General features: G+C 56.9%; 11 protein-coding genes. 3 read left to right on the forward strand and 8 right to left on the reverse strand.

The window, feature by feature from the left end:
- The 8 genes from VLX68_02190 to VLX68_02225 all read right to left on the reverse strand — a co-directional run.
- Positions 1 to 627: carboxypeptidase-like regulatory domain-containing protein (locus VLX68_02190; protein ID HUI91033.1), on the reverse strand; the 627-nt coding region annotated here is incomplete at its 3' end.
- Between the two features lie 313 nt (positions 628 to 940).
- The gene (locus VLX68_02195) at positions 941 to 2,494 is read right to left on the reverse strand and encodes a beta-1,3-glucanase family protein (GenBank protein ID HUI91034.1); all 1,554 of its coding nucleotides are present in this window, start codon (positions 2,492 to 2,494) and stop codon (positions 941 to 943) included.
- Positions 2,495 to 2,569: 75 nt separating this feature from the next.
- Positions 2,570 to 4,117 carry a beta-1,3-glucanase family protein gene (locus tag VLX68_02200; protein HUI91035.1) on the reverse strand — a complete coding sequence of 516 codons (1,548 nt, stop codon included), beginning with the start codon at positions 4,115 to 4,117 and terminating at the stop codon, positions 2,570 to 2,572.
- Between the two features lie 38 nt (positions 4,118 to 4,155).
- Positions 4,156 to 5,166 (reverse strand): thaumatin family protein, encoded by a 1,011-nt coding sequence (locus tag VLX68_02205; GenBank protein HUI91036.1) that lies wholly within the window; start codon positions 5,164 to 5,166, stop codon positions 4,156 to 4,158.
- A 258-nt stretch (positions 5,167 to 5,424) separates the two neighbouring features.
- Positions 5,425 to 8,781 (reverse strand): hypothetical protein, encoded by a 3,357-nt coding sequence (locus VLX68_02210; protein HUI91037.1) that lies wholly within the window; start codon positions 8,779 to 8,781, stop codon positions 5,425 to 5,427.
- A complete protein-coding gene (locus VLX68_02215; GenBank protein ID HUI91038.1) occupies positions 8,778 to 9,272 on the reverse strand; it encodes a hypothetical protein in 495 nt (164 codons plus the stop codon). Before VLX68_02215 ends, VLX68_02210 begins: the two co-directional genes overlap by 4 nt.
- A 25-nt stretch (positions 9,273 to 9,297) precedes the next feature.
- Complete coding sequence (locus tag VLX68_02220; protein ID HUI91039.1) at positions 9,298 to 10,062, reverse strand: slipin family protein; 765 nt, start codon at positions 10,060 to 10,062, stop codon at positions 9,298 to 9,300.
- A 2-nt stretch (positions 10,063 to 10,064) separates the two neighbouring features.
- Positions 10,065 to 11,399: a nodulation protein NfeD gene (locus VLX68_02225; GenBank protein HUI91040.1), complete on the reverse strand. Its 1,335-nt coding sequence runs from the start codon at positions 11,397 to 11,399 to the stop codon at positions 10,065 to 10,067.
- 151 nt (positions 11,400 to 11,550) lie between these two features.
- On the opposite strand from VLX68_02225, the gene VLX68_02230 reads away from it, so the two are divergent.
- The 3 genes from VLX68_02230 (at position 11,551) to VLX68_02240 (ending at position 14,790) form a co-directional block, all read left to right on the forward strand.
- Entirely contained in the window at positions 11,551 to 12,198 is a 648-nt protein-coding gene (locus VLX68_02230) for a hypothetical protein (protein ID HUI91041.1), read from the forward strand.
- 248 nt (positions 12,199 to 12,446) lie between these two features.
- Complete coding sequence (locus tag VLX68_02235) at positions 12,447 to 13,670, forward strand: DEAD/DEAH box helicase (protein ID HUI91042.1); 1,224 nt, start codon at positions 12,447 to 12,449, stop codon at positions 13,668 to 13,670.
- Positions 13,671 to 13,809: 139 nt separating this feature from the next.
- Positions 13,810 to 14,790: a serine/threonine protein kinase gene (locus VLX68_02240; GenBank protein ID HUI91043.1), complete on the forward strand. Its 981-nt coding sequence runs from the start codon at positions 13,810 to 13,812 to the stop codon at positions 14,788 to 14,790.
- Positions 14,791 to 14,895: the final 105 nt, after the last annotated feature.

The following is a 14,895-nucleotide window of genomic DNA, read 5'->3' on the forward strand; positions in this document are numbered from 1 at the left end:
GCCGAGCGTGTAGCCGGGTTCCGTCGCATGCAGCGTGTCCACCACGGCCGCGAGTTTTTCCAGTTTGGTCTGGAATTCGGGCGCCTTTTGAGCGACCGTCCCCCCCGAGCTGCGCGAAAGCGGCTGCAGGAGTATAACAGAGGCAACGCCGTTGATTGAAACATGGAGCAGATAGAACTGCGACGATATGCCTGTCATGTTAATGGACGTGGAGTAGTTGCCCTTGGACTGGGGGCTGTTCATCAGGTCTTTCACAAACCGGCCGGCCAGATCGTAAAGGCTCATTTTCACCCATGCCTTGTCCTGGGGTACGCTGAACAACACTTTGCCGCTCACATACTCGGGCTTCGAGAATGCGTCGCCGCGTATTACCAGGCTTGGGACAATGGTGCTGACGTTGCACGCGGTCCCCGTTCCGAGATGATATTGCCCGTTGGCGTCGGTGGTGGTATAGTACGGCTGATTGTTGCCGAACGCGGCAAACCTTGCGACAGCCAGCCTGACCAGGGTGTTTGTCAGCGGCTTGCCGCCCGGATCAGTCACTCTTCCGCAGAGGTCAACGGTCTGGGAAAAAGACATTACCGCAAGTAAAGCGATTGCCAGAAAACATGTTGATGTTCTTTTCATCGTTCTCCCCCTTTTTGTTCGGTAAAAAATGACGGTCTATTGATATCAATTACAATCTTTTCCAATTCCTCCTTTTCTAATAAATCATGAAATATTTGTTAATCGTTAAAGTGCGGTCACTCGATAAAAACGTTTTCAAACAATAGGAATTTACAACAATAAATTTTAAAAGCACAGAAAAAAATCTTATTTAAATATCAGAATCGATACCTCGCTTTGATTAACGGAGCAAAAAGGAAGGTCACCTGACGAACCGGATACTGGAATTTCAAATCGAAAGGTGACCTTCATATTCCACAAATTCGCTAAAGATTTACCATCCAATCGCAATTGCCAGCCACTGAACATTTCCCTGTCCCAAATATGCCGCATGTCCGCCATCGTCATCATAGGGGAATCCGTAGCATTTGTTATATAATGACCTGCGGTGGCACCAATAGGAAAAGTAGTTGCATGGCGGTGCCTTATAGTAATTGGTGTCGTTGTACCAGTTCGCATTATTCGTGCCTTTTGGTAGCGTTCCGACGTGCCTGTTAATGCAGGCGCAATAATCAGGCGAGCTGCCCATCCCTCCGTTTCCACACTCAAAAATGCCGACGGCAGTAGTCGGAGCAGGGCCGGGGTTATAGACCGCAACCGAATCCTCATACCTAGTGAAGTAATCCACATAGGGGCCGCCTGTGCCAAAATAATTAACAGGCGAGGTATGGGGCGCCCAGATGTTTGCATTATCATGCGTGGCTAAACCGGTGAATTCTTTGGGCACCTCATTAAGGTATTCATCGAACTTTGCCTGGCGAGACTGGTAAAACACTTCATATGCGTCGCCCAGCGCATTGTCCTGACCGTTGGAGCTGTGGACCCGAAAGGTTATCGGGAGCCTCCATCCGTCCACGCGGGTGGTATTGCCCATCCAGGTGCCGTTGTAATTGACTTCGACGAAATCGAAGTACCTGTTGTTCGAGTCGGTGGGAGCGACCCAAATGTAAAACCTTCCGCCGCCGCTGGGAATCTGAACCGTGGGCTGAGTGGCAATAGAGGTCTTGGCGCCATTCTGCTGAATGCTCCAATAAATCTTGCTGTCCGGGAACGCGCCGTTCGTCCTGTTCAGGATGACATAAGAAGCATTCGTCGGATAGGAAGCTGTGTTCCCCCAAAAGGCGGTTGTATCGCCGTTCCATGTTGTTGTCTTTGTCAACACGAAGTCGTGCGGGCCCGACAACGCGTCAATGGCCAAAACGCCGATTGAATACCCGGGCTCGGTTGCGTGCAGCGTGTCCACAATTGCCGTAAGCTTTTCCAGCTTGGTCCGGAATTTGGCATTTTGAGCTGCGTTTGTTCCCTGAACGCGGGAGAACGGTTCTAACTTAAAAACAGACGAGGCCCCGTTGACGGTGACCTTGAGAAGATAGTATTGGGACGAAACACTGCGGGTATCTATCCATACTCCGTAATTGCCCTTTAATAAACGGCTGTTCATGATCTCTTTTACGAACCGTCCGGCCAGGTCAAACACGCCTATTTTGACCTGGAGATTGTCCCGCGGAATGCTGAACAGAACCTGTCCGCCGATATAGGCGGGCTTCGAAAACGCATCAGATTTTGCAATGCCGGCCTGTTGAAAGACGACAGGGGTGGTGCAGGTACCGGTCCCCAGGTGGTAATAACCGGTGTTGTCGGTCTTGGTGATAATGGCATTCTGCCCAAAACCGTTGTCCATCGTTGTCTGGCCCAGCCTGACTATGGTGTTGGTAAGGGGGTTTCCCGCCTGGTCGGTGACTTTTCCGCAAAGATTGATTGCTGTTTGGGAGAAAACAGAGCCCGCCATGAACACTGCGATCAGGAACGTTGTTGCATTTTTCTTCATTTCGTCCTCCTCTTTTCGTTGATCGAGACATTTCGAAATCGAGCAACACCGCAAAATATCAGTGATAAAGATCCATTACCAGCCTATGGCAATTTCAAACCATTGGACGCCGCTGACGCCCCCAACAATTCCCGATTGGTTGCAATCGTCGTCATAGGGGAACCCGTATTGCAGATTATTTTGGGCCCTCCTGTGGCACCACTTGGAATAGTAGCTGCAGGGGTAACCCCGGTAGAACTTTGTAGAATCACACCACTGGGCCTGCGGAAGGGCGCCGACACGTCTGTTATAGTTGCCGCCCCAGGTCGCCGAATTGCTCAGCGGTCCCGCGCATGCGAAAATGTTGAATGGGGTCGTTTTAGCAGGCGGGCCACCGACGCCATGAGCAATGCACGTGTCCTGATACTTGTCGAAATATGTCGCGTACACGCCGCCCGTGTTGAAATAGTTGGTCGCGGTCATGTGCGGGGCATAGATATTGGCAAAATTCTGCGTCGCCATACCGGTAAATTCCTTGGGCACCTCATTCTTGTATTCATCGAACTTCGCCTGACGAGACTGATAGAACATTTCGTAAACGTCTCCGCGGTCGTAATTGCGGGAGGCAGTATGGATCCTGTATGCGAGGGGAAGTCTCCATCCGTCCACTCTGGTGGTGTTGTTCCCGTTTATGGACCCGTTTCCGACGGCATATTCGACAAAATCGAAGTACCGGGAATTGGAGTCGTTGGGGTCAATCCAAATGTAGAACCTTCCTCCACCGGTCACCGTGACAGATTGCTGTTTGTCAAGACGGGTCTTTGTTCCATTCTGCTGAATGCTCCAATAAATCTGGCTGTCCGCCCAGGCGCCGTTGGTCCTGTTGAGAACAACGTAAGTGACGCCGCCGGTGGCCACCGGGAAGCCGCTCCCCCAGAAGGCGACGGTGTCGCCGTTCCATGTGGTGTTCCTTGTCAATGTGAAATCATTAGGTCCGGTGAGCGACTGGATCGGCAGCACGCCGATCGAATAGCCGGTCATGGTCGCGTGGATCGTGTCCACCACGGCCGCGAGTTTTTCCAGGCGGGCCGTAAATCCAGGGGAATTCCGCACGGCTGCGACGGAAGAATTCCGTGAAACGGGGTTGAGCCGTAACACCGAGGAGTGGCCGTTGATGGTCGCGCGGAGCAGGAAGAACTGGGAAGAAATTCCGCGCATGTCAATTGACACTGCATAATTGCCCTTGGACTGCAGGCCGTTCACGATGGTCTTTACGAACCGGCCGCCAAGATCATACAGGTCCAACTTTACCCAGGCATTGCCTTGCGGCACGCTGAAAAGGACCTTTCCATTTGAGAAAATCGGGCGCGAGAAGGCATCACCCCTCACGATATTGCTTGCGGGGATTGTGTTGACTTTGCATTGTCCATCACCCAACTGATAATGCCCACTTTGGTCCGTAAGGGTCATATAAGGGGCTGGTCCGAACCCGCTATCAAACGTTGTCTGGCCGAGCCGGACAACAGCGTTGACAATAGGTTTTCCCGTTTGATCTGTTATCGTTCCGCACAGGCTGACCGTTGTCTGTGAAAAAACCGAACCGGCGAAAAACGCCACCATCAACACGCCTAAAGCCTTCCTCATGGTCTCCTCCTTTTTAATTTAGTTTATAATGTCCATTCCTATCTGACAACCACGTTCCTCTGGGAGAGCAATTCCCTCCCCGACTTAAGAACCGCGATGAATGCCCCTTTTGCAACCCCGGCAAGCGGCATGGTGCCGGCCGGGCCCTTCACTTCCGATTGAGCCACCAGTCGCCCGGAAAAACTGTAAAGGCCGAGCCACAGGTGATCTGAACGAGTTCCCGAAATGGAATATCTCAGGAGGTTGCCTCTCCCCGCTCGAATTCCGTCGGAAATGACGCTTGACAGATTCATTGACGCCCTCCACGAAACCGCGCTCCCCTTGTCGGCAAAGTACCCGAACTCGATCACGTAGTCCGGCCCGACGCCGTTTGAGTAGATGCATTGGTCAAGGCTTGCCAGGTCGTCGTAGGCATAGCTGTACGCCCACGGGCAGGCGTCCTTGAACAATTTCGAATACGACGTGGCATGGCAGGTTTGCGGAACACTGTACGCGCCCGTGCAGCAGAACGAGTCGGCCCGGAATTTCGAGCACGCGCTGAGGCACTGCACCACGTCGCCGTTGGTGCCCTTCACCTGGAGCTCGGGCGGGCAATTCGGAAGAAGGTCTTTTGTGCAGCCCACGGTGTCGCACATGTAGGCGGCCGTGGTCGTGGTGAAGGTCCCCTTTACCGGGAACATCCGCACGGGAAGGTTGTATCCGTCAACAAGGCTCACGTCGTACCAGTCGTCGTTGCCGCCCGCGCCCAGGGTCCATTCGGCGAGCGACAGTGCGCCCATGTTGGTGGTGCCCGGATAGGTGCCGGAACAGCGTGCCGAAGCCCATCCCATCGCGTGTTCAATCACGATGCTGTCGCCGGGGTTCATGACCCTGTTCGCGTAATTTGAAAGTTCCAGGGTAAACGACTTGGTGAGATGATTCATGATGATGATATGGCGTACGGTCTGGCCCGTGGAGTCCTTGTGCGGCCAGCCGGTGGCATCCTGCGAGAATGCCGGCCCGACAAAAAAAGCCGATACTAAAATTACGCAAAAACCTTTTCTCATCATCCCTCCTCCGGTAAGCCCCCCCTCTCGGTCATAAAAACAACCAGGGCTTTTTATTCAACGATTTTCCGGCAAACCCCCTTTTCTATTTTTTATTTAATCGCTAAAGTATAAATAAATTTTTTCCCTTCAATTTAAAAGAATGGGCGGTCTATTTGCGCGATTTACAATATAAATATAATTTAATCAATTATTAATGAATTGTCTTAAAAATATTTGTCGATTTAACAAAATTGTACTCATTTTGTATACGTATTTCGCTCATGTTCGCGCCCCTTTCGCCGCTTTTTCACGCGCTTTATTGTAAGCCCCCACCACCGTGTTTTCAAGATCGGAATAGGAATCCGCATCCATATACTTCCGTAACGCCACCCGGTTCAGTTTGAATCCTTTGTAAGCGTCCCACAACTTGTTTTTCGCCACGAACTGCCTGAGCTTTTTCGCGTATTCCTTCACCTGCTTTCGTTTGTCTTCGAGCTCGTCGTAGGCCGACACCACCTCGTTGCGCAGCGTGGCGAATTCCGATTCGGAAAGATATTGCTCGAGCGTCTGCCTGGAATTCTGAAAGGCGCGGTACGCGTCGTCCAGCCGCCCCTTGTCCATCATCTGCCGGATAGCTGCCGCGGTCGCATGCGCCTCACGCCTTCCGGTGACCGCGGCGCTGTAGGCGTGCTCGACCTTGGCATGCACCTGGGCATATTCATCGTGCGGCAGGAAGCGTGAAAGAGAGACTTCGTTCATGGTGAATTCGGCGCGGGCCTCGACGCTCTTGTTCTGCCAGAGCATGCGGTTGATGGCGGACACAACCGCCCGAGCCCTTTTACGCTTCTGTAAAAACGCATCGTTTGCCGCGCGCACGCCGCTTTCAAGCTTCGCAAATTCAGCTTTGTCAATATAATGACGCAGGTAATCACGTTTTTCATCGAGAAGGGCGCCGGCGGCGTCGGCACGGTCCTGTGCGACCATGTCGCGCAGTTTCCGGGCGAGTGCCTGAGCCCTGGATGCCTCCTTTTCGTAGTCCTCCTTTGCGCGCGTGGCATTTGCGGCGACCGATTTATAGGTCTTGGCATTAAGGAACTCGGCAAGGTAGGCGTCTTTCCGCTTGAAAAGGTCGTATGCGGAGTCGCCCTGGTCCTGCTCAATGAAACGGTTGATCGCCCCCGCGATGCGCAGCGCATCGCCCCGCTTGTCCTTCAGCTGGTCGTTGAATTTTTCAACGAGCGTCTTGATCGCGGTGAACTCGTTGGGTTCGAGATAGAACCGCAGCTCGTTCTCGAGGGTGTCGAAGGCGGCGTAGGCGTCTTCGATCCGTTTCTGCACGATCATCTCACGGACATTCGAGGCATGTTTTTCCGCGCGCGCCTTGCCAACGGCATACTTTCTGTCGGCTCGCGCCACCGAGGAATCGAGGCCGGCGATGGTCTTTGCGTCAACGTACTTTTTGAGCTCGGGCCGCGCTGCCTGGTATTGGTCCCAGGCAAGGTTCCCTTTGTCTTTGTCAACGAGATCGCGGATCTGGCGGACCGTCGAAGACGCCCACCCGCTGCGTTCGCGGAACGCCGCGTGCGCTCCGTTCACCCTTTTTCCCAGCGAGTCGGCCCTCGGGTCGTCGCCGCAGTAGAAGTCTATGTCATCCTGTGCATGGGTGTAAACGGCATAGGCGCGCTCGATTTTGTCCTGGCTCAGCAGCGTTTCGACCTCGCTCATGGCCGAGCGCGCGGCAGCCCGGTTCGATTCGAAGGCCTTTTCCGCCGCGGCAGCCTCACGCCCGAGTTTCGCTGCCTCGACCGCCCCGAGATATTTTTCGAGCTGCAACTGCTCTTGCTGATAAAGCTGGTGCGCTTTTTTGCCTTCGCGGCGCGCGATGAGATACCCGATGGTGCGCGAGGTCTGGTCGGCCTGCCGTTTTTCGGCAAGATACCCGTTATAGGCTTTTTCGAGACGGTCATTGCATTCAAGGAAGCGTCTGTCGTCGGCCAGGTCGCGCCGCACGCGGTCTTTGTTGTCCTCGAAAAGCAGGTGCGCGTCCTCAACCTTTCCGCGGTCCACCAGGGAATCCACCCGGGCCACGACGCCGCGTGCCCTGTCCCTGCGGACCGCCGCGTCCTGGCTGGCGCGCCGGGCCGAGGCCTCGAGCGACGCGAAATCCTTTGCGTCAAGGTGCTGGGAAAGCAGGAGGTGGTTCTCGTTGAAGCGCGCATATGCCGTATCGCCCATGCCTGCCTTGACAAGAGACACTATGTCGCGGCGGCACAATTCGGCCAGCTTCCTTTTGTCCTGCAGCGCGTTGTACGCGTCGGTCACCTGTTTCTTGAGGCCGTCGAATTCGTCTTTGGCAAGGCCCGCCTCAAGGCCGGAGCGCGATTTTTCAAAGGCAACGTACGCGTCCTCGACCTTGTTGCCGACTATCTCGGCACGGATGTCACGCGCGAGCCGGTTTGCCTCTTCCTGGCGCCGGCTGAGCGCGGCCGACGCTTGCTGGACCTTTTCCTCAAGCGCCCGCAAGTCCTCCCGGTCAAGGTAGCGCTCAAGGTCGGGCCGCGATTTGCCGAGCTCGTCGCTCGCCTCGGAAATTTTGTCCCTGTCAAGCAGGCTTTCGATCTTCTGGGCCTGCTCGGAAGCCTGGCCGCGCTCGTTCTTCTCCTGCTGGGAGGCGGTTTCAACCGCTGATTTCAGGTTTTCGAACGCGGGCCGGTCAAGCACCCGCGCCATGCTCTCCTGGTAAATAGAGAAAACCGTCTGTGCCTCCTCGGTTTTTCCCTGGTCAAGAAGCGCCCGCACCTTGGCGGCCATGAGGACCGCCTTGGCATTGGCGCGGTCGGCAGCCTCGGCGCGTTCCTGCGGTGCAACGGCAGGCATGGTGTCGCGCTTTGGAGGTGTTATCTCCACCGGCGGAGGCAGCTCGGGTTCAGGCTTGGCCGCAGGCCGCGGAGGTGGCGGCGGCGGAGTCTCAGCAGGCGGCTTTTCCGCAACAGCCGGTTTGGTCGGTGGTGGCGGAGGCGAAGGCGGAGCAGGCGGAGAAGGCGCGGGCGGCGGCGCGGCCACGGGCGCTGGCGCGGGCGGCGCAGGCGCCGGGGCAGACGATAATTCCTTTGTTTCTTCCTCGGCGGGCGAGCTTTCGATGATCGCCTCGTCCACCGGCGCGAGCTCCGCCTCGGAAAGCCCGTATTGTACCGCCAGGGTCTGCCGGTATTCGTTGCCCGCGCTCCGGCCGCTCTTCGCCACGATGGCAAGGTTCACCTTGACGAGCGAATCCACCTTCTGCTTGACGGCCGCGTTGAGCGAGGCGACGCGGGCCTCGTAGCCTTTTTTTTCTTCCTTGGAGAGCGTCTTCTTGTATTTGTCAATTTTAAAGGATATCAGTGAAATCTGCTCGCGCGCCTTGCGCACCTCGCCGGCGGCGATGGCGTCGCTGGCCTTCTTGAAATACCCGTCGAGGTTCGCCGCGATCTCCTGGGGCGTGATGGCGAACAGGTCTTCGCTCGCGGCCCATGCCGGGCCGGGCATCACACCCATAAAAGGCAACGCGAGCAGCACCGCCGCGGCAATGCAACAAAGCGGCCGCGGGGATCGCGCCCTTGACCAAGCGACGCCGATGCCGCCCCTTCGCCTGCTCATAACTTTTTTCCCGAGCCGCCGTGCCCCGACCTGCTCGCGGTGCGAGGGCCCGACGCCTTTTTCTTCACCAGGTACCGTTTGACCCAATAGGTGCTTGACGCCTGCACCTCCATGTCCTTGAAGTGGCACGTGGCGGTCACCTTGCCCTCGGAGTTGAATGGAATGTTTACAAGATACACGAGGATTTTGCCGTTCTTGTCCGTGGTGTAGCAGGAAATGTCGGTGGAACCGGAGTCGATCTCGTTTGCGATGTCGGGCAGTTTGCACGAGAAGTTCCCGGAGGTCGCGGTCAACACGATGATCTGGTTGGGGATCGCGGCGCCGCCGTCGTAGCGCAGCGTTGCCTCCACTTTGCCGTGGCCGACCTGGTCGGCGGAATCGCACGGATACACCGATGTCTTCACAGACAGCCGGATGCCCTCCCCGCCCTCGGCCCATGCGGATGCGGCAAGGGACGAAAGCAGCGCGAGCACCGTCACTATTTTCTTCACGTTAAAACTCCAGGTGTTTCCCGCCCTATGCTTTCCCGTCCTTCTTAATGAACGGCGAAAAAAGCTCTATGGGCAGCGGCAGGATCGCCACCGTGCTGTGTTCGGCTGAAATCTCGCGCATGGTCTGAAGGTAGCGCAGCTGCAGCGCCATGGGCTGGGACGCGATCATGGCGCCCGCCTGCACGAGTTTTTCCGCTGCCTGGAACTCGCCCTCGGAATTGATGATCTTTGCGCGGCGCTCGCGCTCGCTCTCGGCCTGGCCGGCCATGGCGCGCTTCATGGCCTCGGGCAGCATCACGTCCTTCACCTCGACGGTGGTGACCTTGACGCCCCACGGCTCGGTCTGGCGGTCGATGATCTCCTGGAGCCGCTGGTTGATCTTTTCGCGCTGCGCGAGCAGCTCGTCGAGCTCGGCCTGGCCGATCACGCTCCGCAGCGTGGTCTGCGCGATGAGCGACGTGGCCTTGTAGAAATACTCCACCTTGATGATGGCGTCGATGGGATTGATGACGCGGAAGTAAACCACCGCGTCGACGCTCACCGGCACGTTGTCGTGGGTCATCATCTCCTGCTTGGGCACGTCGATGGTGACCACGCGCAGGTCCACCTTCACCATGCGGTCGATGATGGGCCAGAGCCATATAAGTCCGGGCCCCTTGGCCCTCTTGAGCCTCCCCAGCCGGAAAATCACGGCGCGCTCGTACTCGCGCAGCACGCGCACCGCCTGCGGCACCACCACGATGAACAGCACGGCAATGAGCACCACCCAAATCAACATGTGCGACACCATAGTCATACCCCCTGTTTGTTTGGTTTTGGTTTTATTTTCAGCGTGAGTCCCTGAACGCCGATGACTTCGACTGTTTCGCCTTTGTCAACAGGTGTTTCGCTCACCGCGTTCCAGTATTCGCCCTCGAAAAATACCTTGCCGCCCTTCGCGTCCACCGCGGATTCCGCCACCGCGGTCTTGCCTTTCATGGCCTCGGCGCCGGTCTTTTTCGGCGCGAGCTGCGCCCGCAGCCCCGCGCCCACGATAAAGGAAAAGAAACCGGCCGTGATCACCGACGCGGGGATGATCAATGCGAGCGACAGGCGGAACGCGGAGTTTCCCGTGTCAAACAGCATGATGGAGCCGATGATGAAGGCGATGATCCCTCCCCCGGTAAGCACACCGTGCGTGGGTGCAAAAATGTCGACGATGAACAGGGCGATGGCGAGCACGATGAGGACGACGCCCGTGATGTTCACCGGCAGGATGGACGACATGAACAGGGCAAGCACCAGCGCGATGACGCCGGCTACCGCGGGCAGCACCGAGCCCGGGTTGCTCAGCTCGCCGATGATGCCGTAGATGGCGATGAGCATGAGCACGTACATCACCTCGGGGCCCCACAGCCGCTGGAACACCTTCTCCCGCATCAGCATGGGGATTTCGTTGATCTGCGCTCCTGCGGTATGAAGCACCCTGCCGCGTATGGCGCGTCCGTCAACCTGCTTGAGCAGGCTGTCCGCGCTGGGCGCGATGACGTCGATCACCTTGAGCTCGAGCGCCTTCTCCGCGGTGATCGCGGCGCTCTGGCGCACCGATGCCTTAGCCCACTCCACGTTGCGGTTGCGCTTGCTGGCGATCGATTCGATGAAGGTCGAAGCATAATTCTCGAGTTTATTTTTCATCACGGAATCGCCGGACCCGGCTCCCCCGCCGCCCATTTCAACCGGGTGCGCTGCGCCGATGCTCGTGGCCGGCGCCATGGCCGCGATGTCGGCCGCGAGCGTGATGAAGCATCCCGCGCTCGCCGCGGTCGCGCCCGCGGGCGTGATATACACCACCGTGGGCACCTTGGGCTCAAGGAGGAGCTCAACGATTTCTTTCGTGGAACTGAGCAGGCCGCCCGGCGTGTCGAGCTCGATGATGAGGCAGGCATAGTGTTCCTGGGCGGATTTATCGAGCGCGCGCTTGATGTAACTCGCGGTGATGGGCCCGATGGCGCCGTTGATCTTGATCAGGCCGACGCGTTCGGCGGGAAAAGCAAGCGCGGTGATGAAAAGCAACGAGATGGCTGACAGGAAAAACCTTCGTTTGAGGAATTGATGAAGCGGCAGATAAAGGTTAAAACGAGATTTCATTTCATCCCCCAGGGTTTCGTCCGAATCGCGGTCACCGGCATGAACTAATATAATTTTTCATCTATTTATAATGGATTTTTTCTACATCTCGTTCATGACACCTCCGCCTCCGTCGCTTATAAAACCGCCGTTGATTATTTTTCCGATACCTATGGATAAAGCCCCTGATGCGCTCACGGAATTCGAAAACGCCCTTTCCAAAAAGCAGCGCGCAATGTTCCGCGGCCTTAACACGCCTGAAAAAATCCAGCGCTTCCTCGACACGGTCGGATATTCCGACGCCGACACTTATTTCTGCCCGCTCACGCTCGTAAAAAAAAACATGGGCGGCTGTTTTGAGGGCGCGCTCTTCGCCGCCTGCGGCCTGCGGAGGCTGGGGCTTCCCTCGCTGATCGTGGAACTGACTTCCGAAAACGACGACGACCACATTCTTGCCGTCTATAAGCTCAACGGGTTCTGGGGCGCGATGGCCAAGTCGATTTTTCCCGGCCTGCGTTCGCGCCAGCCGGTGTACCGCACGATGCGCGAGCTCGTCATGTCGTATTTTGAATTTTATTTCAATCTGAAGCGGCGGCACACCCTGCGCGGCTATTCAGCGCCGCTCAACCTGAAAAGTCTTGACAAGAAGAGATGGATGACGAGCGACAAGGCGATCAGCCTTGTGGGCAGGGCGCTTGACAATACGCGCCACTCTACGCTTTTTCCCTTGCAGCTCGGAAGGAGGCTGGCAGCGGTTGATCCGTGGACGTTCCGCGCCGGCATGCTGGGGACCGACCGGTCGAAAGTATATCACTCGTAATACCGTGCTTTCGGAATATTTGACAAAGTACTAACACATGCCCTGCGCATGCAATTATATTTTTTACGTATCTGCGAATGCAGAACCCGTTTGCCCGCGGTGAAAGCGGGAAACGGAAAACCAGACCCGCACTCCGATGATTTCCGGCAAAGGTTTTTTCGAGATACCGATTCTCTCTTTTCTACCTCCTGCTCGTCTCCATCAGAAATAGCGCGTCACCACAATCATATTCCCCCAAAAGGAAGGTTATGAGTTTTTCAACTATCGGTTTATCCGATGCCATGCAGCAGAGCGTATCCAATTCCGGATACGCCGCCCCGACCGAAATCCAGAGGAAGGCGATCCCTCCCGCGATCGCGGGCAGGGACATCATCGGCTGTGCGCCCACCGGCACGGGCAAGACGGCCGCTTTCGTGCTTCCCATTCTCCAGAGGCTTGAAAAGCCGGCCGGAACAGGGAACAACGGCCGTTTTCCGAGGGCGCTCATCCTCACGCCCACCCGCGAACTGTGCCAGCAGATCGAGGACTCCGTCCGCACCTATGGCCGCAACACCAGATTCAGGGCGGTCTCCATTTACGGCGGGGTCGACATCGAACGCCAGTTCCGCGGCCTGCGCCAGGGCGCGGATATCGCCGTTGCAACACCCGGCCGGCTGCTCGACCATTGCGAGCGCCGCAGCATCGACCTCACGCACGTCGAAATACTGGTGCTTGACGAAGCGGACAGGATGTACGACATGGGCTTTATCCATGACGTGCGGACCATTATCGCCAAAGTGCCGAGGCAGCGCCAGACCATGCTCTTTTCCGCGACAATGTCCCGGGAAATCCGGCGACTCGTCGCGGAGATCCTTGTCGATCCCCTGTATATCGAAGTGGGCTCGCCCGGCGCTCCCGTGGGGACCGTGGCGCAACATTTTTATTCGGTCCCCCAACCCACCAAGATGGACCTGCTCATGCACATACTGGCCAGCGAACCCACCGGCCCCATGCTGGTGTTTTCGCGCACCAAGCACGGCGCCGACAGGATATCCAGGCGCCTCGAGCGCAGCGGCATCAGGTGCGCTGCCATTCATTCGAACCGTTCGCAGAACCAGCGCAGGCACGCGCTCGAAGGGTTCAGGCGCGGCGAGTTCAAGGTGCTCGTGGCCACGGACCTTGCGGCCCGCGGCATAGACGTGGACGGCATTTCACACGTGGTCAACTACGACACGCCGGCGTTCGCCGAGGACTATGTCCACCGGATCGGCAGGACGGGCCGCGCCGAAGCCTCCGGCATCGCGCTTACCTTTGTTTCAGGCGAGGAACAAAGTTATCTTAAAAAGATCGAACAGTTCACCGGCAAGCGCTGCGACCTCAAGCGGTATCCGGGGTTTTTCATTCCGGGCCGCGTGGACGCGGAGCCCGCGGTGCAGGCGGAGCCTTTTTTCAAGAGGAAACGGCAGTATTACCGCAAGGTGAGGTTCGCCTAAAAAAAAGTTCCAGGTTTCAGGTTCCAGATTACAAATTTACGGAATGAGCGTTTATCCTGTAAACCTTTAATCTGCAGCCTGGAATCTGGAACTGTTTTTTCCGACGCCTGTCTCACGGCATTAAATCATAGGACGGATAATGTCTTTTGAACAGCTCACCCCGGATGTCATATTGTCTTCGGTCGAAAAGGCCTGCGGAATAAAACTCACAGGCCTGACCATTGCCCTCCCCAGCTACATAAACCGTGTTTATGAACTCCGCGCCGAAGACGGCGCAAAACTCATCGTCAAATTCTACCGTCCCGGCCGCTGGACCCTTCAGGCCGTCCAGGACGAGCACCGGTTCGTGCTTGACTGCCAGGAGGCCGAGCTTCCGGTGGTGCCTGCATTGCCGCTTAAAAACGGCTCCACTATCGGGGAGAATGACGGCATTTTGTTCGCGGTGTATCCCCGGCGCGCGGGAAGGCAGTTTGAGATCAACAGCGACGGGGACTGGTCGCGGCTCGGCTCGCTCGTGGCGCGCATGCACCTGTGCGGCGAAAAACGAAACGCCGGGGGACGCATCCTCATGCATCCCCGCATGTCAACGAAGGCGGACGTCGATCACCTGTGCGGCGCGGTGATCCCGGAAAAATTCCGCGGTGCCTACGGCGCTGCGGCCGGGCAGCTCATCGATGCGGCCGCGCCGCTCTTCGACGGCCTCGAACGCATCCGCATCCACGGGGACTGCCACCGGGGCAATATTCTTGACAGGCTGGAACAGGGCCTGCTCCTCATCGACTTTGACGACATGGCCATGGGCCCGCCCGTGCAGGACCTGTGGCTCCTGCTCCCGGACCGCGCCGCGAAATCGTCGCGCGAAATCGGGCTGTTCCTTTCGGGATACGAGCGGTTCAGGAAGTTCGACCGCGCAAGCGTCCGCTGTATCGAGGCGCTGCGCGCCATGCGCATGATCTACTTCCTCTCCTGGTGCAGCAGGCAGGTGGATGATTTCCAGTTCAAGCGGAATTTCCCGGATTGGGGAAGCGACAGGTTCTGGCAGACGGAGATCAATGATTTACGGGAGCAGGTGGGACTGGTGATAGACAAGATGGAGAGCTCTGGCCGCGATTATCTATGACAAAAGGAAAACTCCATTGCAGAGACGCAGTGAACGCAGAGAAAATAAAAAACAGAGTTGGAAGTTGAAGGTTGTAAGTTGAACGTAACGTAACGAAACATAAAA

It is taken from the genome of Chitinivibrionales bacterium, from assembly GCA_035516255.1.
Taxonomy (GTDB): domain Bacteria; phylum Fibrobacterota; class Chitinivibrionia; order Chitinivibrionales; family FEN-1185; genus FEN-1185.